Annotated in this window: 16 protein-coding genes; 2 read left to right on the top strand and 14 right to left on the bottom strand. The window is 74.4% G+C overall.

Features of this window, described 5'->3' with window-relative positions; translation table 11 throughout:
• Positions 1-2 precede the first annotated feature (2 nt).
• From ACZ7OY_RS32180 to ACZ7OY_RS32225, 10 genes are all read right to left on the bottom strand, one after another.
• The gene (locus ACZ7OY_RS32180; protein WP_471914706.1) at positions 3-1106 is read right to left on the bottom strand and encodes a hypothetical protein; all 1104 of its coding nucleotides are present in this window, start codon (positions 1104-1106) and stop codon (positions 3-5) included.
• Positions 1103-2317 (bottom strand): protein kinase family protein, encoded by a 1215-nt coding sequence (locus ACZ7OY_RS32185; protein ID WP_471914707.1) that lies wholly within the window; start codon positions 2315-2317, stop codon positions 1103-1105. The genes ACZ7OY_RS32180 and ACZ7OY_RS32185 overlap by 4 nt, the downstream gene beginning before the upstream one ends.
• Entirely contained in the window at positions 2314-5091 is a 2778-nt protein-coding gene (locus tag ACZ7OY_RS32190) for a hypothetical protein (RefSeq protein WP_471914708.1), read from the bottom strand. The genes ACZ7OY_RS32185 and ACZ7OY_RS32190 overlap by 4 nt, the downstream gene beginning before the upstream one ends.
• Positions 5088-9194 (bottom strand): tubulin-like doman-containing protein, encoded by a 4107-nt coding sequence (locus ACZ7OY_RS32195; RefSeq protein ID WP_471914709.1) that lies wholly within the window; start codon positions 9192-9194, stop codon positions 5088-5090. The genes ACZ7OY_RS32190 and ACZ7OY_RS32195 overlap by 4 nt, the downstream gene beginning before the upstream one ends.
• A gap of 166 nt (positions 9195-9360) precedes the next feature.
• Complete coding sequence (locus ACZ7OY_RS32200) at positions 9361-11841, bottom strand: VWA domain-containing protein (RefSeq protein WP_471914710.1); 2481 nt, start codon at positions 11839-11841, stop codon at positions 9361-9363.
• Between the two features lie 236 nt (positions 11842-12077).
• Positions 12078-13313, bottom strand: a complete 1236-nt coding sequence (locus ACZ7OY_RS32205; RefSeq protein ID WP_471914711.1) for a hypothetical protein — start codon at positions 13311-13313, stop codon at positions 12078-12080.
• Positions 13310-16288 (bottom strand): DEAD/DEAH box helicase, encoded by a 2979-nt coding sequence (locus tag ACZ7OY_RS32210; protein WP_471914712.1) that lies wholly within the window; start codon positions 16286-16288, stop codon positions 13310-13312. The genes ACZ7OY_RS32205 and ACZ7OY_RS32210 overlap by 4 nt, the downstream gene beginning before the upstream one ends.
• Complete coding sequence (locus ACZ7OY_RS32215) at positions 16289-18268, bottom strand: phosphorylase family protein (RefSeq protein WP_471914713.1); 1980 nt, start codon at positions 18266-18268, stop codon at positions 16289-16291.
• Positions 18269-18511: 243 nt separating this feature from the next.
• A complete protein-coding gene (gene glpK / locus ACZ7OY_RS32220; protein WP_471914714.1) occupies positions 18512-20026 on the bottom strand; it encodes a glycerol kinase GlpK in 1515 nt (504 codons plus the stop codon).
• 41 nt (positions 20027-20067) lie between these two features.
• Complete coding sequence (locus ACZ7OY_RS32225; RefSeq protein ID WP_471914715.1) at positions 20068-20835, bottom strand: IclR family transcriptional regulator; 768 nt, start codon at positions 20833-20835, stop codon at positions 20068-20070.
• A gap of 222 nt (positions 20836-21057) precedes the next feature.
• Between ACZ7OY_RS32225 and ACZ7OY_RS32230 the strand changes: the two genes are divergently transcribed.
• On the top strand, positions 21058-21483 hold the full coding sequence (locus ACZ7OY_RS32230; protein WP_471914716.1) for an ATP-binding protein: 426 nt from the start codon (positions 21058-21060) through the stop codon (positions 21481-21483).
• Between the two features lie 119 nt (positions 21484-21602).
• Here the strand turns inward: ACZ7OY_RS32230 and ACZ7OY_RS32235 are convergent, their stop codons facing one another.
• Together ACZ7OY_RS32235 and ACZ7OY_RS32240 are read right to left on the bottom strand one after the other, a co-directional pair.
• Positions 21603-22727, bottom strand: coding sequence for a PP2C family protein-serine/threonine phosphatase (locus tag ACZ7OY_RS32235; RefSeq protein WP_471914717.1), 1125 nt, complete (start codon positions 22725-22727; stop codon positions 21603-21605).
• A gap of 97 nt (positions 22728-22824) precedes the next feature.
• Complete coding sequence (locus ACZ7OY_RS32240) at positions 22825-23583, bottom strand: IclR family transcriptional regulator (protein ID WP_471914718.1); 759 nt, start codon at positions 23581-23583, stop codon at positions 22825-22827.
• Positions 23584-23820: 237 nt separating this feature from the next.
• Here ACZ7OY_RS32240 and ACZ7OY_RS32245 point away from each other — a divergent pair, with 237 nt between their 5' ends.
• Positions 23821-25059 carry a phosphodiester glycosidase family protein gene (locus ACZ7OY_RS32245; RefSeq protein ID WP_471914719.1) on the top strand — a complete coding sequence of 413 codons (1239 nt, stop codon included), beginning with the start codon at positions 23821-23823 and terminating at the stop codon, positions 25057-25059.
• 12 nt (positions 25060-25071) lie between these two features.
• Here ACZ7OY_RS32245 and ACZ7OY_RS32250 read toward each other — a convergent pair whose 3' ends face one another.
• Together ACZ7OY_RS32250 and ACZ7OY_RS32255 are read right to left on the bottom strand one after the other, a co-directional pair.
• Positions 25072-25266: a hypothetical protein gene (locus ACZ7OY_RS32250; protein ID WP_351600431.1), complete on the bottom strand. Its 195-nt coding sequence runs from the start codon at positions 25264-25266 to the stop codon at positions 25072-25074.
• A gap of 102 nt (positions 25267-25368) precedes the next feature.
• Positions 25369-26238: a phosphatidylinositol-specific phospholipase C/glycerophosphodiester phosphodiesterase family protein gene (locus ACZ7OY_RS32255; RefSeq protein WP_471914720.1), complete on the bottom strand. Its 870-nt coding sequence runs from the start codon at positions 26236-26238 to the stop codon at positions 25369-25371.
• Between the last annotated feature and the right edge of the window lie 60 nt (positions 26239-26298).

The following is a 26298-nucleotide window of genomic DNA, read 5'->3' on the forward strand; positions in this document are numbered from 1 at the left end:
GCTCACATCCCCATCGTGGACGGCCGGTGCGCCGGGTCCTCGGTCAGCAGCCCGCACATGGCGAGGATCGACAGCAGCGGGCCCAGCACCCGCCGGGAGCGCACCCCGTGCGGGAAGCGGCCGTTGGTCGGCTGGCCCCCGGTCGCGGAGGCGAAGTGCAGGGTGCAGCGCAGGGCGCTGTCGAACGGCCGCAGCCAGGCGGGCGCTGCATGATGACGCAGGAACGCGTACACGTCGCGGCTCTCCTCCCGCACCGCCCGCGGGTCGAACGGGGCCGTGGACGGCCGGCTGAGCCAGCGGTCCACCGGGGGTTCGAAGCGCAGCAGGTCCGCCTTGCCGACCACCAGGGCCGTCGCCACGTCGAGGTAGGCCCCCTGCCGGGGCAGCCGGTCGAGCACGGTCTCGAACGCGGGGTCGCTCCGGCTGACGCGCAGGCGGTACCGCTCGCGCGGCTCGTCGAGCTGGGGCAGGCCGCAGGCGAGCAGCGGGTCGACGACGAAGACCAGGGCGTCGACGCCCACCAGGAAGCTCAGCAGCGCGTCCGTCCGGACCAGGTCCTCGCCGCCGAGGTCGAAGAAGGCCACCGGCCGCACCTGGCCGTCCGCGCCGGTGAGCAGCAGGGCCTCGACGAACTCGGCGAACGGCGTCTGCCCGGTGGCCTCCAGCTGCTCGCCCGCGCGCAGCGGTGCCACCCGCTCCTTGAGGAACACCGAGTGGTCGGCGGGATTCACCGACTGCCACCGCACCCCGAAGGGCGCCAGGCAGCCGTCGGTGATCTCGGCGACCATCTGGGCCAGCAGATGGCTCTTTCCGGTGCCCGACGTGCCGACCATGGCGACGGTCAGCGGGCGGCCGTGGGTCAGATAGGGCACGGGGATGTAGTGCTGGCTGACGCCCACGGTGTTCCGGCACAGCTGGAAGGCCCCGCGCAGGACGTCGGCACGGCGCAGCGGGTTGCTGAGGCCGCTGGTGTCGAGGCGTTCGTACTGCGACTTCTCGTTGCGCACATGCAGCGCCCGCTCGTCGTAGACGACGATCTCCAGGCAGTACGGGCAGAAGATCTGCCCGGGTTCGAGCCGTACCGACGGTGCCGTCGTGACGCTCACCGGCGTCCCCTTCCGTTTCTGCCGCGCTCACGATCGGTGCTGCCGCCCAGCCAGCCGCGCAGCCAGCCCCGTTCCTGGTCCGACGGCTTCGGTGCGTCCTGCGGTCCGCCGTCCTGCGGTCCGCCGTCCGGGGGTCCGCCGTACCCGTCCGCGACGCTCGCGCCCGGACCACCCGCTCTGCCCGGACCGCCCTGGCCGCCGGCACCGGTGGGTCCGAGGTACTCGATGTATTCGGTGTGCTCGATGTGCTCGATGTGTTGCATGTGATCGGCGTGTCCGTCGATGCCGACGGCCTCGCGCCTGCGGGCGAGCGTGTCGTCGAACTCCCTGCGGTACGGCTCCAGCGGGTCGGGACCGGCCATGAGGACGGTCGCCGGGTCCGGGTCCGGCACCAGCAGGCCGAGCAGCCGGGCGGGGGTCGGACGGTCCTCGGCCCGGGGGGCGAACGCGTCGCCCAGGCTCTGGGCCAGTGACCGGTAGGCGTCGAGGTCGGCCGGGGGGCCGTCCGGCCGGCCCTGGCGGCCGGCCACGAGCTGGTACATCAGCTGGGCCGTGCTCCACAGCGCGTCCCGCGCGTCGGCCTCGCCGACCCCGGCCCGCTGTTCGGGCGACGCGTACGGCGCGGCGCCCCAGGGTGTCCTCGGGGCACCGATCCGCGCCGTCGTGCCCAGGTCCCACAGCTGCGCCCGTTCGCCGTCCCAGCGGACGGCCGCGGGCACGATGCCCCGGTGGACCAGTCCGAGGCCCTCCAGCAGACGGACCACGAGCACCAGATCGCGCTCGATGATCCGCTGGTCGGTGGTGGAGATGCCGTGGGTGAGGCCGGTGGCCGGCTCGCCCCGGGGGGTGGCGTAGATCAGGAACGGTTCGGCCGCGTCCATGTCGTAGCCGACCGGGACCGGGAACAGCCCCTGGTACGGGCTCCCGAGGAAGGCGCGGTGGATCGTCAGGGCCGCACCGACCTCGGCCTCCAGCGCCAGGTACTCGTGCGGGTCGCGGACGTCGGCGGACGACAGTCTCACCTGTACGCCCTTCCACGCGTCGCCGAGCAGCAGCTCCCGGGCCAGCAGGGGCGGGCGGACGACCCTTCTGAGCTCGGGTCCGAAGCGGGCGGGAGCGCGGTGGCGCAGGCCGCCCGGGGTGGTGAAGGACAGGTCGGGCGGCATCTCGGTGGCGCCGGCCCGCGGACCGAGGTCCGTACGCTCGCTCACTCGCCCCCCTCGTCGCCGTGGCGATCCCGGGCGCCGTCGCCATTTCGGTCCCGGGCGCCGTCGCCATTTCGGTCCCGGGCGCCGTCGCCATTTCGGTCCCGGGCCGGGGACCGGTCGTCGGCCCATTCGCGCAGGCGGACCGGCCGCACCACGCCGGTCCGCAGCGGAACCAGCTTCAGCAGTCCGGCGTAGCGCCCGGTGGAGGTCCACACCGAGCGGCTGCGCATCCCGGGCGGCGTCGTCCCGGGTGTCCGGCCGTCCGGCCCGGCACCCTCGCCCGCCCCGGCGCGGCCCTCCGTGCCGCTCCAGACCGCCTGGGGCGCGAACCTGATCCACTCCACGCTGGTGGGATCCTTGCTGAGCAGCGGTGTCTGACGCGGTGACGCGAGATCGACGATGCGCCGGCCCTGCGGGTCAGGTTCGATGGCGTCGGCCACCCGCTGGTGCCCGATGCCGAGCAGGCCCTCGGCGTTGCCCCGGCGCTCCACCGACCTGGCGTACGGCGGTGGTGAGACGACCCCCTGGGTGAACAGATGCCGGCGGGTCACCTCCAGCATGAGGCGCATCCGCTCCTCGACCCTGCTGAGCGCGGGCCCCGCGGCCTGTCCCCGCGCCACGGCGCCCCAGTAGGGGTCCAGGGCGCCGACCAGGGTGTCGGTGAGGTCGCCGACCAGGGTGTCCACGAGCCGGGGTCCGCCCTCGCCCGCCTCCCGGTCCAGCCAGCGCGGGCCGTCGCCGGACGCCCGGTCCGTCCGCGGGGCGTGCGGACCGTAGCCGTCCGCGCCGTCCGGCCCGAAGGCCGGCGACCCGTCGCCGGTGCCGCCGGACGTGGCCGGCCTGGCGGGCGGATCCGGCTCCGGCATCCAGCCGGGCCGGGCGAAGCCGCCGTCGGGGTCCGCGGACCGGCCGGGGTACCGGCCGTCGGAGCCGGAGGCCGCACGGAGCGGGTCCTGCCAGCCCCCGGCCGTCGCCGCCGCGACGAAGTCCGGCTCCCCGCGGCGGTGTTCGAGCTCCTCGACGGTGGCCGCCGCGCCGCGCAGCGCGCCGGCCACCATACGGGCGGCGTTGGCGCAGTGCAGGCGCTCGTCGGCGGCCCAGCGCTGGCGCAGCACCGCCTCCGCGAGCAGCGCGTCGAGGCCGTCCAGGGCGCGGCGGGCGTCGTCCGCGCCGGTCAGCTCCCACCAGCGGTCCAGGGCCCGGCGCCAGCGCAGGACCACGAGGACGACGGCCAGGGCCACTCCGCACAGGGCGCCCAGCAGCCCCGCCCAGGGCGGTACGGACACCCCCGTGACGCTCAGCAGCGCCCCGCCCAGGGCGCCCACGGCTCCCGCCGCGGCCTGCGCGGCCGCCCCCGAGCCCGTGGCGGCGCGGCCGGGCTGCCGCAGACCGGTCAGCAGGCTGCCGCCGACCAGTACCAGCAGGACGGCGAGCGCGGCGAGGGTCCCGGGCCAGGGCCACAGGGCCGCGAGCGCGCAGGCGGCCAGGGCGCCGGCCAGCTGTCCGGGGCTGGTCGCGGAGACCGCGAAGTCCTGGTCGGCCGAGACGAGTCCGGGCAGTTCGGGCGGGCAGCGCCGGTCGGCCTCGGCGAGCAGCCCCGCGCTCGACGCGGGTGCCACCTGCTCGGAGAGGGCGGCGAAGCGTTCGGCGACACTGCGCAGGGCCAGCCGCTCGGCGAGCATCCGTTCGGCGAGCCGGTGCAGTCCGTCCCCCACGGCCTCCCGGCTGCCCGTGTACGGCGGGACCCGGACCCCGAGATCGGCCAGGGCCAGCGCCGATTCGGGGGTGGCCGGGGAGGCTCCCGCGGCACCCTCCTGGAGGGCTCTGGCGACCAGTGCGCGGTAGCTGCCGAGGGTGCGCGAGGCGGTGTCGAGTGCCGAGGCGACGGCACGTCGGCCGGCTCCGAGGAGCAGTCCGCTGCCGCTGCCGAGCTGCGCCCAGCCCGCGCAGGCGTCGTCGAGGGCGTCGGCGCAGCCCGTGTACGCCCGGTCGGCCGGGCCGCCGGGGACCCGATGGCCCGGGACCGGTCCGGTGGGCCGGCCCGCGGCGAGTTCGTCGACCGGCTTGGGCAGTTCGATCCGGGCGGTGTCCTCGCCGTCCGTCGACAGCGGGGTGCCGGCGGACCGTTCACCGGCGAACCGGTTCAGTGCCTCGCGCCAGGCGCGCGCCCGGGCGGCGCCGGACAGGTCATGCTCCAGCACGCGGACGCCGGGGACCGCCACGGCGTCCGGGAACCCGGCGAGCGTGTCCAGGGTCTCGTCGAACAGCGCCCGCAGCAGGTCCACGAGGACGGCCAGCGCCTCCGGGTCGTCGGCGCCGACGGGGTCGCCCGCGGTGCGGGCGGCCCGCAGGTCCCCGGCCCAGAGCAGCCCGGAGTCGGGGCCGTGCAGGGCCGCGGGCCGCAGCAGGCGGCGGCTGAGCCCGGCGCCGGGCTCGGCGTCGGGGTCCGTCTCCAGGGCGGCCGGTAAGTCGTCGTACGGGCCGCCCGGTGCGTCGGTGTCGGCCGTGCCCGGCAGATCGCCGATCACGAGGCCGAGCATCCAGGCCTTGGTTCCGTAGCCGAGGACCTGCTCGTACAGGCTGTGGTGGTCCGTCAGCCCGCGCGGGGTGTCCAGCAGGAGGAACCGGTAGTGTCCGTCGCCCGGTTCGGGCAGCCCCTCGTGCCTGAGCTGCTTCTGGACGGCTCTGCGCAGTGCGCCGGGGGGCGTCAGCCGGTGCGCTCCGGACCGCAGGTCCAGCACGATCACCGCATGTGCCCCGTCCCTGACCTCGCTCACTCGGGGTCACGCTCCCAGGGGTCGCGGGCCGTACGGTTGTCGGCCGTACGGTCGGGTGTGTGGTCCGGCCCGGCCCCGCTGCCGGAGTCGCTCCACTGAGGTTGGCTCCACGTGGACTCGCTCCACGTGGTGTCCCGCCAGACGGAGTCGCCCGGCGTCGGGTCGGCGGCGGGCCGGTCCACGGTGAAGTCGCCGGACGCGGAGTCGTTCGACGTGGTCCAGGGGAAGTCCTGCTGCGGGTGAGGGTGGCGGCCGTCGTCGTCGGCGTACGCCGGACTTCCCGTGGCGGAAGGCTCCGTGGCCGCATCACCGCCGGTGGGGTTCCGGTGAAAGCCTCCCGCCGAATCCGAACCCGAACCCACTTCAGGAGATGGGGACTTGTCGAGGTCGGCGTCCAGCCACGGGAACGCCTCGGCCGCCGGGTCGTCCACCGCGTCGACGCGGTCCGCGTCCCGGGGCTCCGCCCAGGCGGAGGACGCGCCACCGGCCGGCCGGGGCTCGGCGGGCGCGTGCCGGGGGCCCGGGTCCGGCTCGCCCGTCAACCGCTCGGGCCAGGGGGGTTGCTCGGGCCAGTCGAGAAGGTCGTACCGGCCTGTGGCGGGCGGCTTCCGCTCCGCGGCCGGCGGCTCCGCAGCGCGAGGCTCCGCGGCAGAAGGCTCCGCAGCGCGCGACCCGGCAGGGCGAGACTCCGATGCGGGAGGCTCCGCAGCGCGAGACCCGGCAGGGGGAGGCGCCGCGGCGGACCGGGGCCCGGCAGGGGGAGGTTCGGCAGTGCGCGGCTCCGCGGCGCGTGGTCCGGCGGTGGACCGGGGCGCGGCGCGGTCCTTGCGGGCCGCGGTGGAGTACGGCTCGTCGGCCCCGTCGGAGCGCGCCCGGGGCACCCGCGTGGTCCCCCAGTCGTCCTTCGTGTCCGTGCGCCGCGGCGCCCGCGGCGGCCCAGGTGGCCCCGGATCCACCGTGGTGAACCGCTCGTTGGCCATCGTGGCCGCCAGCGACCGCAGGTTCGGCTGGAGTGCCCGCTTCTCGGTGAACGTCACCTCCAAGGCGCCGGGCAGGGTCTCGGCCCAGAACTGGCGCAGCGGGCCGATCCATTCGGCGGACCAGTGCCCGGACTGCTGCTCCAGCTTCTCCAGCAGTTGGAGCTGACGCGGCGCGATCTCGTTCACGAACCGTGCGAACAGCGGGTCGGGGGTGCTGCCGGAGAGCGACAGGCCCTTGGGCTGGACCCGCATCAGGACACCGCAGTAGTCCTCCACGATGCGGCCCTCGTCCAGCAGCGCCCAGCGTTCGTAGGAGCGCAGCAGTCCGGCCCAGCCGGAGATGTCGCCCTGGTAGTCGTCGAGCCGCAGGGTCATGCCGGGGACGTCGGGGCCGTCCTCCTCGTACAGCCGGACCCGGACCCGGGACGGGGAGTCGGTGTCGCCCTCGACGACGGTGAGCTGGCCGTTCCACATCGCGCACAACAGGCGGTGCAGGATGTGCCGGCGGTCCTCCTCGGTGCTGGCCAGCCAGTCGTCGCGGTAGCCGAGCCGCTGCCGCCAGCTCAGCACGTCCTCGCTCTGTTCCACGTCACGGGCCCTGGCCCAGCGGCGCAGCACGTTGCGGGCCTCGGGCACCTCGGTCAGGCTCATCTCGCTGCGGAAGAGCACCACGGTGATCGAGTCCGTCTCGACCCCGCGGAACTCGATGGAGCGCTTGCCGTCCCTGGGCAGCAGCAGGGACTTGCGCAGGTACTCCTCGACCGCGTCCTTGTTCTGGATGCGCGGGTAGACGATGAGGACCTTCAGCGGTCCGCCGCCCTCGGGCACGAAGCCGTGCGGCAGCAGACCGGCGATCTTGAACCGGAACTGCTCCAGCGCGGTCTTGCCGACCTCCTCAGCGGCGTCGCCGACCCCGGCCGCGGCGCTCAGCAGCATCGCCATGGACGGCAGCAGCGGACGCTCGTCGGCCTGCATGCCGCTCTCCGCGAAGAGCGTCTTGACCCGCTGCTCGACCGCGGCCTTGACGGTCGCGACGGCAGCGGCGGGGTTGCGCCGGCCCGCGGTGTACGAGGACTGCCAGCAGTCGGCGTCGACGAGTTTGAGCAGCAGCGCCGACTCGTCGTCGTTGTCCCGCAGGCCGACCCGCTTGATCAGGCGTTCGCGCAGGTCGTCGTAGAAGTCGCGGAGGTTGCTCTGCGGCGGCAGCAGGTAGGAGACGCCGGTGCGGTCGTCGTAGAGCTCCTGCACCTGTTCCTGGAAGGCTCTGGGCTCTTCCTCCACGTGTTTGCGGAACGCCTCGACCAGGAGGCTCAGTTCGGCGTTCAGCGCCGCGGCGGCCGGGCGCCAGCGCTGCTCCTGGCGGCGCCACCCCTCGTGCCAGACGACCCGGCTGCGCCACTGGTACCAGCGGTCCTGCGCCTCGACGGCCGCCACCACGTCGGCATCGCCCCAGTGAGCCTTGGACAGGCCGCCGATCCGGCCCTTGATCCGGGGGACCGGGGGCGGCTGCGCGTCCACGCCCGCCGGGCGTGCGGGCTGGCGACCGCGGTTGTCCAGCATGCCGAGGAAGCCGAGCACGGTCACCGGGTCCTGGTCGCCGGGCACCCCTTTGACGATCCGTTCGGCCTGGAAGAGGTCGGCGGAGCGCAGCACCCGCTCCAGTGCGGCGCGGGGCGCGAACTGCTCGGCGAGCGCGGGAGCGCGCCGGTCCACCTTGCGCCGCAGGTCGTCCAGGAGGCCCTGCATGTCGCTGATGCGGTCGCGCAGGGCCTGCTCGATGGCGATGCCGCCCCGGGGCAGGGGGTCGGGGTCGGGTACGGGGAGGGCTTCGCGGGTCCACAGTTCGTCCAGACCCGAGTCGGCGAACATCTTGCGGACGGTGCCCGCGTACTCGTGGCTGGCCTTGGCGACGGGTTCGGTGAGCCGGCGTACGGACATGGCCAGCATTCGGGAGGAGACCAGCGCGGCCAGTTCGTCGAGCGGTGCGGTCATCGAGGCGACCAGGCTGGTGGACACCCCGCGGTGGCCGATGCCGGAGGCGGCGCGTACGGCGCGGTGCAGGCCGCGGTTGATGAAGCTCGCGGCGAAGGTCTGGTAGTCGTCGTCGGCGCGGGCACGCGGGCCGCTGCCGTCGCCCAGTTCGGTGCCGACGAGCGACATCACCAGCGAGACGATGGAGCGGCGCAGGTCGTCGGGGCGGATTCCGGCGGTGCGGCTGAACAGGAAGGCGGTCGGCACCATGCCGGTGCGCAGCCGGATCGGGTGTACGCCCGGGTAGCGGATGTGGGTCGCGGCGTCCAGGTCGGTGTCGCCGAGGTCGGACTCGGCGGTCGGCACGTTCTGTTCGTCGACCAGCCGGAAGAGGTCCACCGCGGCGCGGGCGGCGTTGAGTTCGGCCTCGCGGCCGCCGCCCGAGGAGGTGGGGAAGGCGGACGGCATGACGACCAGCGGGTAGATCCGGGCGCCCGTGAAGTTCTTCGCCCGGAACGCCTCCCCGATCAGGTGGAGGTAGTCGAGGAAGATGCCGGCGCCGGTGCCGCCGGCCACCGAGAAGGCCACGAACACGTCGCAGCCGGACATCGGTCCGCCGCCGAGCTGGCTGAGTTCGCCGCCGGAGCGGCTGATGGCGTCGATGGCCTGGAGCAGCGGCCCCATGACCGGGTCGAGTCCGTTGCGCAGGGTGCCGAACAGGGCGGCGCGGCCGACCGTGGGCAGTTGGCCGGCGCCGTTGCGCAGCGGGGTGACCTTGGGTTCGCCGGTGCGCGGCGGCAGCCAGCCGCTGACCTCGTCGCGCATCACCGCGCGCAGTTCCCGGGTGACCTCGGGGGAGCTGTCGTGGTCGGGCAGCAGGTCGTGGGTGGCGCGGGCGGTGCGGCCGTAGGCGGCGCGCAGGGCGTTGTCGGCGCTGAGGTGGGGCAGTCGGGCGAGTTCGGACTCGCTGAAGTCCGCGTAGACGAACTGGAGGCACTCCGGCAGTTGGTAGCGCAGCGGAATGCCGAGTCGGTTGAGCGCGGTTCCGTCGGGTCCGCACAGTTCGGCCCGCAGTCGTCGCTCCAGCTCGGCTCCGACCAGTCCGCCGGTGCCGCCCAGACCGACGAACAGCATCGGCTGGAAGATCTTCATATGGTGGTCCTCCGCCGGGACGCGGGGCGTTCCGGTCGCTGGTGGTCGAGTACGGGTGGGGGGACCGCGGTCGTGGACGCGCGGTCCGGTGGGGGCGGGCGGCGGCTCGGGGTGCCGCCCGCCCGGTGGGATGTGCGGGGCTGCCGCGGTGGTCCAGGGCGGTCCCTCAGATGTCGGGGTGCTCCTGCTCCGGTGCGCTCGCCGTGTACGAGCCGGTGTGGTCCGTCGCGGCGGAGGCGCCTGCCCTGGCGGTGGGGCGGCCGGGCGTGCGTGACCGGCCCGCGGCGGACGGGCCGCCGCGACGGCCGGTGACGGGGCGGCGGCCCCGGCCGTCGGCGATCCGCAGCGAGAGGGTGCCGGTGAGCGCCAGTTGTTCGCCGAGGCGCAGGGTCCGCTCGCCCTGGCCGCCGGCCCGCAGCACCACTCCCCCGGCGAGGTCGCGCCGGACCGCGTAGGTACCACGGTCGCGGCGTTCGATCCGGGGGTTGTCGGTGGCGGCGTCGACGAGGTCGAACTCGTACCGGTTGCCCCGGCCCGTCTTGGCCTTGCGGCTGCACACGGGGGTGCCGTCGGCGTCCAGGAGTTCCAGGAGGAGTCCGCCCGGGGCGAGCCGCAGGCGCTTGACGCGACGGCGGGAGAGCAGCCCGGCGACGACGGCGACGAGGACGAACGCCCCGGGGACGATGAGCTGCCACCAGGCGTCCCAGATGCGCCGGGGGAGGCTGGGTACGGCGGTGACGGTGATGCTGAGCGGTGCGTCGTCGAGGACCCGGGTGCCGTCGGCGGCGGTGACCTTGCCGCCCAGGGCGGTGCCGTCGTCGTCGACCGGCGCGCCGAGCCCGTCGGCGTCGGCCACCCGCACGGTGACGTCGAGCGTGCGGGCGGCGCCCGGTTCGACGGGTACCTCGGCGGGGTCGACGCTCAGGCCGGTGCCCTCGGCGTCGGCGACGGCGAGCCGCACGGTGTGTGCCGCCGTGTCCTTGTTGCTGACCTTGAGCGTGCCCGTGACCCGGCCGCCGGGGTGGACGGTGGCGGCGGGGATGTCGAGGACGGCGCCGAACTTCGCGTTCAGCGGGGCGATGCCGGTGGGGTAGGAGCGGGTGTCGGGCCGCAGGCCCACGGATTCGACGGTGCTGGAGAAGAGCAGGTCGCCGGTGGCGTCGCGGGGCACGGTGACGGTCCCGGAGAAGACGCCGTCGAGGCCGTGCTCGTCCTGGCCGCGGCCGTCGTCGGTGAGGGTGATGGGGACCTTCTGCGTGAACCCCTTGCCGGTCAGCTGTCCGGAGACGGTGATCCCGTGCAGGTCCCGCTCGTCCAGTTTGACGCCGGCCCTGGTGAGGACCTCGACCTCCACGCGGGTGCGTTCTCCGGCGCTCGGGGAGGGCTTCTCCAGCCGGATGTCGGAGCGGACCGCGCCCTGCCAGAGGACGCTGATGCTGGCGGTGCCGTCGCGGTGTCCGGCGGGTGCGTCGAGGTGCACCCGCCAGGTCCCGGCGAGGGGCCGGGTGATGCGCAGGGACTCGACCGGCTTGCCGCGCCCGGTGAACTCGAAGGACGACTCCCCGTCCCCGGCGCCGTCACCGGAGTCGGTGACCTTGTGGCCCTCGGGGTCGTAGTACGTGGCGGTGACCAGGGGGTCGCCCTTGGAGACGACGATGGTGCCTTCGGTGGCCAGCGGGGAGACGCGCACGCTGAGGTCGCCGGGGGGCCTGGTCCGCGAGCCCGGGTCCCGGTAGAGGCAGCGGGCGGCGGCGAACGCGGTCTCCAGGGCCCTGCCGAGGTTCTCCGCGTCGACGACCTCCGCCTGCGGCCTGGTCTGCGGCAGGTCGCGGCAGCCGTTGCGGTAGCCGCCGGCGGCCATCTCGTCGAGGCGCTTGCGGTCGACGGCCCTGCCGAAGCCGAGCGGCCGGATCTGCACCTTGGCGTCGGCGGCCTCCCGCAGGGCGCGGGTGAGGTCCTCGTTCGCCTGCTCGTCCCGGGTGCGGTCGTCGAGGCCCCGGTAGCGGTAGCTGTCCTTGACGTCGAGGTAGCCGTCGGTGAGGAGGAACAGCACCCGGGGCCGCTCGGAGTCCGGTGCCTCCTTCAGCCGGGTGACGCCCTGGCGGACGGCGGAGATGAAGTCGGTGCCGGAGCCGCCCTGGGGGGTGCGCTCGCGCAGCTGTCCCGCGCACTCGGCGATCTGTTCCCGGCCGACGGTGTCCAGCTGCCGCATCGGGCAGACCTCGTCGACGGGTGACTGGGTGGCGGTCCTGGCGTCGGCGAAGCCGAACACCACCATCCTCGACCGGGGCGAGGGGTCGCTGACGGCGATCGCCGCCACCGCGTCCTTCTCCCGGTCGAGTTCCCCGGCCCCCAGGCTCGCCGACTCGTCGACCGCGACGGCGTAGTCGACGGGGTCGTCGGCGGCGCCCGTCGCGGCCGGGGCCACGGCGGCGGGCCGGCCGTGTCCCGCGGCGTCCGTGCCGAGGACCGTCGGCGCGGTGCCGGGGAGCGCCGCCGCCGGGAGTGCCGCGGCGGGCAGCGCGGCCGCGGCGAGCGCCACGGCGGCGAGGCGGTACGCCCTTGCGCGCACCGCGAGGAGGGGGTGCTCCTTCGTCGTCGAGGCGCGTGCGCACGCACGCCCGACCGCCCCCGTTGTATACGTCACGCTTGGCTCCCCCACACATTCCGAAGCCCCCGAAATTCCCCGCATTCCGACGACTGCCGGAACGACATCCCTTCGGTGGCGTCCTGCACGAAGAGATTAGTGTCACCGGGCCACGCTTTTGGCCGGAATCCCCTCTTTCCCCGACAGATAAAGCGACCACTCTTAATTAGCGATCATCCGAAAATATATTTCGCCTTTTCGAGCACGCTCGCCATCATTGTCTGTTCATTCATGACCTATTTCCGATCGCCTGTTGTCGGCTCCGCAAGCCCGGCCGCGCGCAGCCGTTCGGCGAGCCCGTGCTTGCCCTTGGCGACCGCGGCCCGGCGCAACGCCTCCAGGTCCACCTGCCCCAGCTCCAGCTGCCGGCAGAGGGAGTCGACCCGGGCGCGCAGACCGACGGGATCGTGGCGCAGCCGGGCGCCGAACCGCCGGTCGAGGCGTTCGACGAGGGCCCAGGCCCTGGTGTCCCGGTCCTCGCACCAGAACCGGAAGAACGAGCCGCCCAGCACGACGAACCCGCCGATCCGGTGCAGCCCGACCGGGCCGCCCGCCCCGACCCGGTCGCGCGGCAGCGTGACGCGCCAGGCCCCCTGCGGGTCCCGTACCGGCGGGTACTGCCCGAGGCCCTGATCGCTGAGCCAGCCCGTGATCCGCTGCTCGACCGACCGGGCGACGGCCACTTCCTCGTTCCGCAGGGCGTGCACGCACTCCGGCGTCTGTTCGCACGCGGCCGAGAGGAGGACGTCGTGCTCGCCGTCGTGGGCCCGGGTGTACACCAGATGGCGGGTCCGTCCGTCGTCCTCGGCCGCGCGGACGACGTACGCGGGCAGGTGCAGGCACTCCGGCTCGCCCACGCGTTCGAGGTCGTCGATGCCCGCGGGCAGGTTGAAGCCCTCCCGTCCGGGGGCGTCCGCCAGTTCCCGCACGGCCTCGTCGCGGAACGGGTGCGCCATCAGCCGGTGCGGACGGCTGCCGCGGTGCCACCCGGGCGCCGTGCCGTCGTGCGGGACGCGGACGACGGTGTCGTTGCGGTAGTGGGCGGTGGTCAGCGGACCGGAGCGGAACCCGTCGAAGTACAGGCTGCGCCGGTCGTCGTGCCTGACCGTGTAGCGCTTGCCGTCCTGCACCGACCGATGGCCGAGCGCGGTGAGCCCGAGCCGGCCCGCGTCCTCGGTGACATGGCCGATCGCGGTCAGGAAGGCCAGGACCTGGGCCACCAGGGCGGGGTCGAGCGCGAGGAAGGAGGCCAGCTCTCCGGCGGTGGCGAGCCCTGCCTCGGCGATGCCGCGCTCGACGAAGCGGTCGATCAGGTCGTAGGGCTGCGCCTCGGTGACCGTCGCCCGCACCTGCACGCACCACACGGGCAGCAGCACCGCGTGGATGCCGGTGGGCCGCACGCCCAGGGTGTACGCGGCGTTCTCCAGCGCCAGGTACGGCGGACACGGCGCCTGCAGGGTCCCCGCGCTCACCGGCCGCCGCCCTCCGTCCCGATACCGTCCAGCAGCGCGCGGAGCTCGTCGTACGACCGCAGCTCGCCGCGGGCGGCGACGTGCTCGCGCAGCGCGCGGACGAGGTCGCGAAAGCCCGGGTCCCGGGCCCGGGCCAACGTGGACAGGTCTCCCACCAGCACGAGCTGGCGGCGGGCCCGCGTGAACGCGACGTTCGCCCGGCGCAGTTCGTCCAGGAACCCCACCCGGCCGGCGGGGTTGCTGCGGGTGAAGCCGTAGAGGATCACGTCCCGTTCGCCGCCCTGGAACGAGTCGACCGTGCCGAGGTTCTGCCCGACGTGTTCCGCCCGGCCGGTCCGCCGGGTCAGGGCCGTGCCGATCAGCGCGGCCTGGGCGGCGTACGGCACGATCACCGCCCACTCCTCGCCCCGGGCGGCGTAGTGGGCGGCGAGCAGGGTGAGCAGATGGGCCTCGGCCGGGTTGACGTATCCCGTGCGCGCTCCGCCCGACGGGTCGCCCGCGTCCTGTTCGAAGCGTCGGCCGTCCGGCAGCCGCGAGGTGTCGACGAACACCATCGGGGCACGGAACAGCAGGGAGTCGTGCGGCAGGTCGGGTCCGGGGGTCCGCAGCCTGCCCTCGTAGAACGCGCCCGAGACGAAGTCGGCGACGGCCGACGGCATCCGGCGCTGGTTCGTCAGCGACACGACGGCCGAGCCGGGCAGGTGCGGTTGCAGCATCTCCAGGGCGCTCGTGGCCAGCAGGGCGGTGACGTCCGGATCGGTACGGCGCCCGCCCCGGCCGCCGGCCTCGGCGTCCAGGTAGGGCGGCAGTTGCCGGTGGTCCCCGACGAGTACCGCGCGGCGGGCCCGGACGAGCGGGACGAGCAGGTCCGGGACGGCGATCTGGCCCGCCTCGTCGATGACGGCGAGGTCGAAGCCGAGGCCGGTCAGCTCGGGGCGGGAGGCCACCCCGATGCAGGTGGCGGCGACCACATGGGCGTAGCGGATCAGTTCCGTGTGCAGCTGCCCGGTCGCCGACGCCACCTCGTCGTGCCATTCGGTCAGCAGGGTGTGCCGGGCCAGCAGGCCCGGCAGCCGCCGCGTCAGGCTGTCGTACAGCAGGGCCGGTTCCGGTTCGGCGCCACCGGATTCCGCCGACGGCCCGGCCATGTCGGGCGCGGGCTCCCCGGCGGCCGCGAGCAGGGTCCGGCAGCGGCCGGCCGCGTGGCGCGCCTCGGCGCGGCAGGCCGCGGCGCGCCCGGCGGCCTCCTCCAGCGCGCGGAGTGTCGTGCGCACGGCCGGGATGCCTGCGGTGGCCTCGTCGAGGACGCGCTCGGCCTCGGCCAGGTCCCGCCGGTGGCGTGCCCGTCGCCCGGCGAGCGCGGCGGCCGCCGCCTCCGCGCGGGCGAGACGGCGCGCGCGGCTCCGGGCGAGGAACCGGAAGACGAAGCCGACCGGCCGCAGACCGGTGCGGCGCAGGGCCGCGTCGCGCGAGCGGGTGAGCCGTTCGGTCCTGCGGGTGCTGCGCTCCTCCTCGCGGTCGAGGCGTCGGCGCTCGGCGAGCAGTTCGTCCACCCGGGTCAGGGCGGGTCCGCCCGCGGCCCGCCTGGCCTCGGCGAGGGCGGCGCGCCGGGCCGTCTCCTCGGCCGCCAGGGTGCCGAGCCGGTCCAGCAGCCGGCCCAGGGTCTCGGACCACTCCTGGACCGCCTCGATGTCGCCCCGGGCGGCCAGCCGGGTCTCCAGCCGGCCGAGGATCTCCTGCCGCAGCCCGGCCGCCTGCTCCTCCAGGAGGTAGGGCCGGCCCTCGGGGGTGACCCGGGCCTCGTTGCCGACCCGGACGACGACGAGGTCCTTGGGGAGCCGGCCGAGGACGTTGTCCACCGCCCGGTTGCTGTGGGAGGCGATCAGCACGCGCTCCCTGGTCGGCCGGGCGGCGACCGCCCGGGCGATCTCGCTGATCACCCGGGTCTTCCCGGTGCCGGGCGGCCCCAGCACGAGCATCAGGTCCTCGGCCGACAGGGCTCTGCGGAAGGCTTCCGTCTGGGCGGGGTCGCGTGTCGCGCCGAGTACGTCCGGGGCCGGGTCCGAGGGGCGGACCCGGTGGTCCACCAGGACGTCCAGCAGGTGCGGGTTGAGCGACCGGCGCTCACGCAGGATCCGTACCGCCTCGCGCCGTCGTTCGTGGACCGCCTGTGCGGTGGGGAGCTGGAGTGCGCCCTGCCGCGGCACGCTGTCCCAGCCGACGGCCCGGTCGAAGGACACGGTGACCGAGGTGCCGCCCGCGGGGGCGCGCACGACCTGTCCGCGCAGGTCTCGTTCGCCGCTGATCTGCACGAAGGCGCCCTCGTCGGGCAGGCGGTCGACCGCCAGGTCGAAGGTGTAGACGGCCCGGGTGCCGTGCCGCCGCTCGCCCGCGGCGCGGGCGGCGCGGTAGGGGAAGTCGCCGGTCTCGCGCGCCCGGTCGGCGGTGATCTCCTCGACGGTGTCGACGGCCCGCTCGACGGTGTCGAGGAAGCGGGCGTGCCGTTCGGCGAGTCCCGGTGCGCCGTGCCGCGCGGCCAGCTCCTCGGTGAGCCGTCGCCACGCGTCCTCCAGCAGGGACCAGTGGGTGTCGCTGCCCGCGGGGGTCCCGGCGTCGGGGTGGCGGGCCAGCCAGCCGCCGGGCCGCACCAGCAGGCAGCCGCGCTCGATGTCGCGATGGTGGCGGAAGCCGAGCGGCAGGACGGCGGCCACCCGGTAGGCGCCCTGTTCCCTCCTGCTGCGGTACAGGCGCGCGACGTAGGACCTGCCGTACAGCAGCAGGCTGCGGTCCCCGCCGGGCCGTCGGGGTTCGGCGACGATCGCGGGTACGCCGCGCTCCCGGCCGCCGAGATCGGCCGCGAGGTCGTGGACGTCCTCGGGCAGGTGGTCGGTGCGCCGTCGCAGCAGTTCGGCTTCGAGGGCGGCGCCCGGGACCAGGACGAGGTTCCCGGGCACGTCCACGGTGCGCAGGCGCATTCAGGCGTCTCCGAGCAGGTCGTCGCGGGCCGCGCGCAGGGCGGTGCCGAGGGCGCGGGCGGCGGGACGCTCGCCGGGGTCCTCGGCCAGCGCCGCGCGCAGCGCGCGGTCCAGGCTGCCGGGGGCGCGCTCCAGCCGGGAGCTCGGCGGCGGGGCTCCCTGCGGCTCCGGTGGCCGGCCGGTGGCCAGGTGGTAGGTGAGGGCGGCCAGTTGGTAGACGTCGGCGGGCGGTCCGACGAGGCCCGGCCGGTGGCCGCCGCGCCACTGTTCGGGCGCCCGGTAGGGGGTGGGTCCTTCGCCGGGGCGCGGGGCGTGGGCGGCCAGACCGAGGTCGCGCAGGACCAGACGTCCGTCGTCGTGCTCCAGGACGGCCGTGGGGGCGAGCCGGCGATGGGTGGCGCCGGCCCGGTGCAGCGCGGCCAGGGTGTCGCACAGCCCCGCGACCGCGCCGAGCAGCCGCGCCAGACGGCCGGCGCTCAGGGGGGCGGGCCGGCCGGCGAGCCAGCCGCTGTGCAGCGTCCCGCAGCGGCGGCCGGACCGGGTCGGCGGCCAGGGCAGGGTGAGCACGGCCCGGCGGTCGCCGATCCGCTCGTACCGTCCGGGGCCCGGCAGGCCGCGGGCGCGTCGGTGGATCCGGCCGAGGAGGTCGTGTTCCCGGCCGAGGGCGGCCAGCGCCTCCAGGGCGTCGGGGGTGGGCTGCCGTACCTCGGCGTGCCGCAGCCAGACGTAGGGCGAGGCGGTGCCCGCCTCGGACGGCTCCAGCCGGCAGGCCACCGCCTGGTGCCGGACGAGGGCGTGGTCCGGGGAGGGCTGTTCGTCGAGGAGTTCGTCGTGCAGCAGATAGCGGCAGGCCGGGGTGGCCAGGAGGCGTCCGCCGGTCCACGGCTGCCCGGGGGCCCACGGCTGCCCGTCCGCCCCCGCGGCCGACGGCGTCGGCGGGTACGGCGACCCCGGCCGGGGCGACGGTGGTGGTGAGGGCGGCCAGGGGGACGGCGCCGGGTGCGCCGGTGCGCCGGACGGCAGGGGCGGCGCGGACTCGCTGCGGTGGACCAGGGAGGCCGAGGGAGCGGCCGGTACCCGGTACCCGTCGGGCACGAAGAATCCGTCGGGTACGAGGAACCCGTCCGGGTCGGAGGCGGCGTACGGGTCGAGGAAGGCGTACGGGTCGGGGGACGCGCAGGAGCCGGGGGACGCGTCCGGCTGCTCGTCCCCGGCCGCCAGTTCGCGCACGACGCACAGGGCGAACGCGGCCGCGTTGCGGGCGGCGGCGCTCTGCCAGTCGGCCTCGTCGCTGAGCTGCTTGGTGCCGTCGGCCCGGTCGCTGATGCCACGCACGATCAGCGCGGGCAGCCGGTTGCTGAGGTGGGCCGCGTGCGCCACCCCCGCGCCCTCCATCTCGACGGCCACCGCGTCCTGGTAGTGCCGGTCCAGCTGTCGCCGCAGCGCGGACTGCGGTGCGTCGGAGACGACCTCGCCTGCGGCGATCGGTTTGAAGTGGACGGCCGGCGGGGCGTGTCCGCCGCCGGTCCGGGGCCGCGCCCCCGGCCAGGTGCCGTCGCGGCCGACGAAGCGGGCCAGTTGCTCCAGCTCGTGCGGGGCCTGCCAGGAGACGGGCCGCGCCGCGAATCCCTCGCCGGTCTCCTTGCCGCCGTGGTAGGCGTACACCTTGGTCGCCACGACCACGTCGCCGAGGGCGATGTCCGGCCGCAGCCCGCCCGCGACGCCGACGAAGAACAGCGCGCGGGGGCCGAAGGCCTCGATGGCACGGCTCGCGAGCACCGCGGAGACGTGGTTCCCGGCTCCGGTCTGCGCCAGCACGATCTGCCACGGCGTGCCGTTGAGCCAGCCCACCTCGAACACCGTGCCCTGGTGGCTCGGGCCCCTGCGCACGGAGACCAGGAGCTCGCGCACCGCCCGGTACTCCACGGGCAGGGCGGTCAGCACCAGGACGGGCCCGGTGGACGTCCGCGTACCGTTCACGGCATTCCCCCGCTGAGATTCCCCCGCTGAAATATTTCCCGACGACCCGACGGACGGCACCGCGCACGCCAAGGCAGGCGACCATACTCCACGGCGTGCCACGCCCGGCGCGCGATGGGAATTCCGCACGGGGAACGGCCCGGAGCTCGAAATCAGAATGCCATCACACGATCACGAACAAAGCATTTCCGATCATCGGTTTTCCTGAAGGGAAAAGAGCCGCGCGAGGTTCCGGGCCCGCCGTCACAGGACGCCCGGTGGTCTGATCCACCCCAGTGACCGCTCGACGGCCCGCTGCCAGTTCTCGTACTCCGCCACGCGGCGCGCCGGGTCCATGGCCGGCAGCCACTGCGCCGCCCGGTGCCAGTTGTGCCGCAGGACCTCCAGGTCCGGCCAGTACCCCGCGGCGAGCCCGGCGGCGTAGGCGGCGCCGAGGGAGACCGTCTCGGCGACCATGGGGCGCACCACGGGCACGTCGAGCACGTCGGCCACGAACTGCATCAGCAGATTGTCCGCGGTCATGCCCCCGTCGACCTTGAGCTCCCGCAGGCCGACCGAGGAGTCGGCGTTCATGGCGTCCACCACCTCGCGGGTCTGCCAGCCGGTGGCCTCCAGGACGGCCCGGGCCAGGTGCCCTTTGGTGATGTAGGAGGTGAGGCCGACGATGACCCCGCGCGCGTCGCTGCGCCAGCGGGGTGCGAACAGGCCGGAGAAGGCGGGGACGATGTAGCAGCCCCCGTTGTCCTCGACCGTCCGCGCGAGGGTCTCGATCTCCGGCGCACTGCTGATCAGCCCCAGCCGGTCGCGGAACCACTGGACCAGGGCGCCGGTGACGGCTATCGAGCCCTCCAGGGCGTAGACCGTGGATCCGTCCCCGACCTTGTAGGCGATGGTCGTCAGGAGCCCGTGCCGGGAGCGAACGAGATCGGTGCCGGTGTTGAGCAGCAGGAAACTGCCGGTGCCGTACGTGCATTTCGCCTCGCCCGGGGAGAAGCAGGTCTGCCCGAACAGTGCGGCCTGCTGGTCGCCGAGGGCGGCGGTGATCCGGACGCCGGGCAGTGCCGCGCGGGCCTCGCCGTAGCTCTCGGCGGAGGAACGGATCTCGGGCAGCATGGGGCGGGGCACCCCGAAGAACGCCAGCAGCTCGTCGTCCCAGGTCAGCGAGCGGATGTTCATCAGCATGGTGCGGCCGGCGTTGGTGGCGTCCGTGATGTGCAGCCCGCCGTCCACTCCCCCGGTGAGGTTCCAGATCAGCCAGCTCTCCATGGTGCCGAACAGCACCTCGCCGTCCCTGGCCCGCTCCTCCAGCCCCTTGACATGGTCGAACAGCCAGCGGATGCGCAGCGCGGAGAAGTAGGTGGACGGAGGCAGTCCGCAGCGTTCCAGGAAGAAGCCGTCACCGGGCCGGATCCTGAGCTCCTCGACGAGCGGCGCGGTGCGGGTGTCCTGCCAGACGATCGCCCGGCCCAGCGGGGCGCCCGTGCGCCGCTCCCAGAGCACCGTCGTCTCGCGCTGGTTGGCGATGCCGACGGCGGCGATCTCGTCCGGGCCCGCCTCCGCGGCGGACAGGGCCTCGGGCACGACACGCAGCAGATTGCGCCAGATCTCGACGACGTCGTGCTCGACCCAGCCGGGCCGGGGGAAGTGCTGCCGGTGCTCACGCTGGGCGACCGACACCAGCCGTCCGTGATGGTCGAACAGGATGCATCGGGTGGAGTTGGTGCCCTGGTCGATGGACATCACATACCGTTCAACCATGATCGGGTCTGCCTTCCGACGGTCCGAGGAGGCGGGCGGGCTCACCAGCGGGCGGCCCCCAGATCCCGGGAGATCGCCCGGGCGGCGTCACGGAGCAGGGTGACCAGCTCCGGCCGGGGGCGGCCCTGGCCGTCGCAGATCCTCTCGACCGCGCCGGAGAGCCCGATCGCCCCCACCACCAGCCCGCCGTGCCCCCGGATCGGCATGGCGACCCCGGCTTCGCCCATGTCCATCTCCTGGACCTCGGCGGCCCAGCCGTTCTCACGGACGTCGGCGAGCGCCCGGGTGAGCTGCGCCCGGGTCACCAGGGTGTGCCGGGTGTACGCCTCCGGAGCGGGCTCCAGGGCCTCCTCGAGCGGCGCGGCCCCGAAGGCCAGCAGCACCTTGCCGAGGGAGGAGGCGTGCAGCGGCAGCAGCGAGCCCACCTCCAGGCTCTGGAGCGTGTCGTCCGGCCGGAACACGTGATGGACGACGAGGACCCTGCCCTCCAGGGGGGTGCCCAGACGGACCGACTCCCCGCTGCGCGCGGCCAGGGCGTCGGCCCAGTTGATGGAGCGCGACCGCAGTTCGTTCACGTCGAGGTAGCTGGTGCCCAGATGCAGCAGGGCCGCTCCGAGCTGGTATTTCCCGGTCGCCGCGTCCTGCTCCACGAAATCCACGTGCTGGAGGGTGCGCAGGATGCCGTGGGCGGTGCCCTTCGCGAGACCCAGCGAGGCGGCCACCTCACCCAGCCCCAACCGGCGGGGTCCGCCGGCGAGCAGCCGCAGGATCGCCGCCGCCCGTTCGATCGACTGGACCGGCCCGGCCATGAGGCGAGCCTATTACTGCCCGGAGACGCCCGCTTCACGTACAGATGGAGGCTTCGCCCCTGGATACGGTGCTTGCGTTCGGTAATGGCGACCTGTGTTCATTGACCCCCTTCGTGCGGCTTCCTACGGTGCTCTGAGGCCCGGCACCCATGCCGGACCCCGGCGCCAGACCGACAGCGTCCACCGGAGGAGTCCGGCAGCGTTCGTCCCGGAGGAGTACAGATGGCGGCACAGCTGAACACGATGCTCGGGCAGACATGCGAACACGTCTGCCCTCTGCCGCCCGTGCCCGGGGCCGTCTCGGCCGTACGGCGCAGCGCCGCGGACGTCATGGCCGCCTGGGACGTCTGCCCGGAGATCGTCGAGGACGCCCTCCTGGTCGTCTCCGAGCTGCTCACCAACGCCGTCGTGCACGCCCTCCCCCCGGCGCAGCTGCGCCTGACCTGGGTCCGGGACGCGGGGCTCGACACCCTGCGGATCGAGGTCACGGACGCGGGTCCCGCCTATGGCACGGGACGGGCGCAGGACGGGATCGACCCGGACGAGCACGGCCGGGGCGAGCAGATCGTGCACGCGCTGGCAACCCGGCACGGCATCCGGATCCACTCCGGCGGCGTGTCCCGGTGGGCCGATCTCGTCGCGGCCTGAGCGCTCTCGCGCACCGACTTACGACACGTACGACACGTACGACACCCGGCCGACCGGCCCGGTCCCGCGAACGCGCGGCGCGACCGCCGACGCCGGCCCGGTGCTGTGCGGCACACCGGTCAGACCCGGTCCTTCGCCGGTCGGACCCGGCCCCGCAGGGGAAGACCGGTACCGTGTGCCGGCTTGTGGAGCAGGAGCAGCGCCGCGTCGTCGTCCAGCCGCCCGCCCACGTGCGCCAGCAGCTCGGTGTGCAGTGCGGTCAGGGTACGCTCCGGCTCGTCGCTCGCATGGCGCGCCAGCCCTTCGGCCAGTGGATAGAACGCCCGGTCACGGTCCCGGGCCTCGGTCACCCCGTCGGTGTAGAGCAGCAGCTGGTCACCGTCGGCGAAGGTCAGCGCCTGGAGACCGGGAGTCTGTCCCGACAGGGCGCGCAGCCCGAGCGGCGGGGCCGGATCGGCGGGCTCCACCGGTACGACGTCACCGCCCGCGCGGACCAGCAGCGGCGGCGCGTGGCCGCAGTTGACCAGCTCCAGGCGGCCGGCGCCCGGGTATCCGGCGACCACGGCGGTGACGAAGTCGTCGCAGTCCAGGTTGCGCTCCAGGCTCCGCTCGATCCGGTCCACCACGGCGACGAGGTCGGGCTCGTCGTGGGCGGCCTCGCGGAAGACACCGAGCACCAGGGCGGCGGTGCCCACGGCGGGCAGGCCCTTGCCGCGCACGTCACCGACGATCATCCGGATCCCGTACGGGGTGGAGATCAGCGCGTAGAGGTCCCCGCCGATCCGGGCCTCGGCCGCGGCGGCGCTGTAGCGGACCGCGACCCGGAACGGGCCGACGGTCTCCGGTACGGGCCTGAGCAGGGCGTGCTGCGCGGCCTCCGCGACCGAGCGGACGGCCGCGAGCACGCGCTCCCGGCGTGCGCGCAGCGCGCTGGCCAGGTCACTCGCCAGGGTGACGGCCAGCAGGCCCGCCAGTACGGCCGCCAGCTCGCCGTCCGGGACGTCCGCGCGGGCCCCGAGGATCGAACCGAACACCAGGGCGAGGAAGCCGACGAGGAGGACCCCGCGCGGCCGGTTGGTGGTGGCGGCCAGCGCGGGCCCGGCGGCGAGCAGGGGCAGCCAGATCATCCCGTCTTCGATCAGCTCGGCGAACACCACGACGGCGACGAGCAGTACGGGCAGTACGGCTTTGGCGGTCGGCCGGGCCGCGGCGGGCCGACAGGTGGATCCTCGGGCCTGGGTCATCTTGCGTCCGTTGTCCTCACGTGCGCTCTGGAACTCCCGGCATGTCCGTTATGTCCAGGTAAAGGCGTCGAGGGCAGGTGCCACAAGGACCGGGATTTCACATAGTGAGCGACAGGCTCCGGGTCACCCGGTCCGCGGTCGGGATCAGCCGTGCGAGGACCTCCGTGATCCGGGAGGCCCGCGCCGCCGGCATGGAGACGCCGAGCGAGCCGAGGGTGTCCCCGCTGTAGACGGGCGTGGCGACGCAGACGGTGCCGAGGGCGTACTCCTCCAGGTCCGTGACGGCCGGCGCGACGGGTGAGCAGTCGATCCGCCGGAGCAGTTCCGGGGAGCTGGTGACGGTCCGCGGGGTGAGGTCGGCCAGCAGGTGCCGGGAGAGGTAGTCCCGGCGGGCGTCCTCGTCCAGCTCCCGCAGGACGGACTTGCCCAGGGCGGTGGCGTGCCCGGCGTCCTCGAACCCCACCCAGAGGTCCACCCGGGGTGCGCGGGGGCCGTCGACGATCTCGGCGACCCGGATCTCGCCCTCCTCGTAGAACGTGAGGTAGGCGGCGGTCGCGAGCTCGTCCCGCAGCGCGGCGAGCACCGGCCGGACCCGGCTCAGCAGTGCCTGCTCGCGGCTGGTGGTGTGCAGCGCCTGCATCCTGTCGCCCAGGACGAAGCCGCCGTCGTCGAGTTTGCGCAGGTAACCGTCGTGCACCAGCGTCCGCAGCAGGTGGTAGGCGGTGGCCAGGGGCAGCTCCGTCTCCCGCGCCAGCTGTTTGGCGGGCGCACCGTTCACGTGCCCGCTCACCGCTTCCAGCAGGCGGAAGGCCCGCTGGACGGACGTGATGAGCGTGGGGCCGTCCTGAGCGCTCATACCACCAGCCTGCGCCCGGCGCCCGGCACGGGCAAAACGCGCACGGAACGTGACGGATCCGGCACCGCCCGGCGGCGTCCGACCGCGGCACTGATACCCAGGCCGAGGGGATTCACCCGATGGCAGGCGTTCCCTCACTCGTTCTCGTGCAGTAGCCCGCAGGCCACCCCGTGACGAAAGGGGTTCTGCTGAACTTTTCCGACGTACGAGTGAGTTGACGCGACCTCAGGGGATCAGGTGACCTTACGTCGGACGTGGTTCGGGGCAGGCAGAGGCAGATCGGCACTGACGGTTCTCACGGCGTTCACGGCGCTGGCCGGTGCGACCGTGGTGGGGGCGGCACCCGCCGGTGCCGCGCAGGGCACGGCGGTCGCGCCGGGTGTGGTGTACCGGCAGTTCGACATCCGGGGAGCCAGGGGGGTGACGCACGCCCATGTGCTGAGCGTCGACCTGCGCCGGGGGGTGCGCCTCGGCCTGCTCCGGCCCAAGGCGGTGGCGGGACGGGCCAGGATCTCCGCGCTGGCCGACGCACAGGGCGCGGTCGCGGGCGTCAACGGCGACTTCTTCAACATCACCGAGACTCAGCATCCGGGTGTCCGGGCGACGGGTGCCGCCGTGGGACCGACGATCGTGTCCGGCCGGGCCCTCAAGGCGGCGGTGCCGGACGGGCAGCGGTTCGGCCCCGGACTGCCGCCGGGCACCGACGCCACCGAGGTGATCGGCGTCGGCGCCGACTGGCGCGCCCGGCTCGACCGGCTGCGCCTCGTCGGGTCGGTCCGCACGCCCGCGGGCACGCTCGCGCTCGGCGGGCTCAATCAGTACGCGCTGCCGGTGGGGGCCATCGGCGCGTTCACCTCGGACTGGGGCGGCGTCTCGCGGGTGCGGGCCACCTGCGGCACGGACACCGAGCGGGCCGCGTCGTGCAGCGCGGACACCTACGAGGTGACGCTCCGTCACGGCAGGGTCGTCGCGCTCGCCGGCCGGCCCGGCAGCGGCGCCGTCGCCCCCGGCACGACCGTCCTCGTCGGCCGTGAGGCGGGCGCGCAGCAGCTGCGCAGGTTCTTCCGGGGCGAGGCGGTCTCGGTCCGGTACCGGCTGGTGGCCTCGGGCAGCCGGATTCCCTACCGCTTCGCGCTGGGCGGCTACCCGGTCCTGCGCGGCGGGGTTCCGCTGGCCGGCCTCAACGACGCGACGTCGGCGGTGCGCACCGCCGTGGGCATCGCGGGCGGTGGGCGGCGCGTGATTCTCCTGGCCCTGGACGGCGCGCCCGCCTATCGCAGCGGTCTCACGATCGCCGAGGTGGCGGGTGCGCTGCGGAACCTGGGCGCGGTCGACGGGTTCAGCCTGGACGGCGGCGGCTCGTCGACGCTGGTGGCCAGGGCCCCCGGCGCGACCCGGGTCTCGGTGCGCAACCACCCCTCGGGCGGGGCGGAACGCGCCGTGGCCAACGGGATCGGGGTCTTCACCGTCGGGTGACCCCGGGCGGGATCACGGCCGCAGGCCGCTCATGACGTCGGCCGTCGCCGTGATCCCGCTGCTGATCGCGGGCGCGATGCTGGTGCTCGCGAGACAGAAGCCGAACAGTGCGCAGATCAGCGCATGGGAGATCTTCAGTCCGCCGTGGCGCAGGAAGATCACTGCCAGGATCAGCAGCAACAGCACCGCAGAGATGGAAATGGCCATCGTCAACCTCCTCCGCCACGTCCGCTTCGCGGCGTTCGGCCGTAAGTGTGGCGTAGCGGAGGGTCCGTCCGGGCGGTTGACCTGTCCGCCGAACGAGTGGTTTTACGCGGCGGGGCGATAGGAGTCGAGGAAGGCCTCCAGGCCCGCCAGGTCGTCGGTGTTGAGGTAGTCGACCCCGGCCGCGAGGAGTTCGGTCCACAGGGCGGCGCGGGCGGGTCCGGCGAGGTCCGGGGTGGCCCAGAACCGCACCTTCTGGCCGTGCGCGTGCGCCGTGCTGACGATGTCCCTCAGTCTCTGCCGCTCGACGTCGGGAAAGGCGCCTTCGCCCAGCCAGCCGAAGTTGAGCGTCCAGTTGTCGGAGATCAGCGAGATGAAGGAGGCGGGCGCGGCGCTGCCGAGGTCGGCGAGCCGACCGTCGTAGAACGCCCTGCGGACGGTCTGCGCCTCCATCGGCAACCGGGCCGCGCGGTCGCCGGAGATGACGGCGGTGACCGGTCCGGGGTGCACCCGGCCGCCGCCGGCGTACGTGGTGAACAGGTGCCGGTACCGCCGGAGCCTGCGGTCGAGTTCCAGGTAGGTCGACGCGCCCTCGGTCTTGATGTCGATCAGGAGTTGCAGGGGCGCGCGGTGCCCGCGGTAGACGGAGCCGTGGCCGGCCCGGACGCGGGCGGCGAGCGGGTCGAGGTAGAGGGATTCGAGGGTGCGGGACGGGTCGAGGTCCTCCGGGTCGTGGGCGACGAGGAGTTGGCCGCCGACCAGGTAGATGTCGGCCTCGACGCTGCCGAAGCGGTGGTCGAGGGCGTCGAGGAGGGGGCGGGGGTGTTCGTAGTCGTTGTGGGCGTGGGCGTGCCACAGCGGGCGGGGGCCGTGCCCTCGACCGTCGGCGAACGCGTCGGCAGCGGGCGGGGCGAGCACCGTGGCGAGCGTGGCACCGAAGGCGGTGAGGGCGCTGCGGCGGGTGACGGGGGCCATGTCGTTCCTCCCTGTGGGGCGGGTCCGAACCACAGGGAGTATGCGGCGGCCCGGACCTCG

Source organism: Streptomyces sp. NPDC107559, from assembly GCF_055657365.1.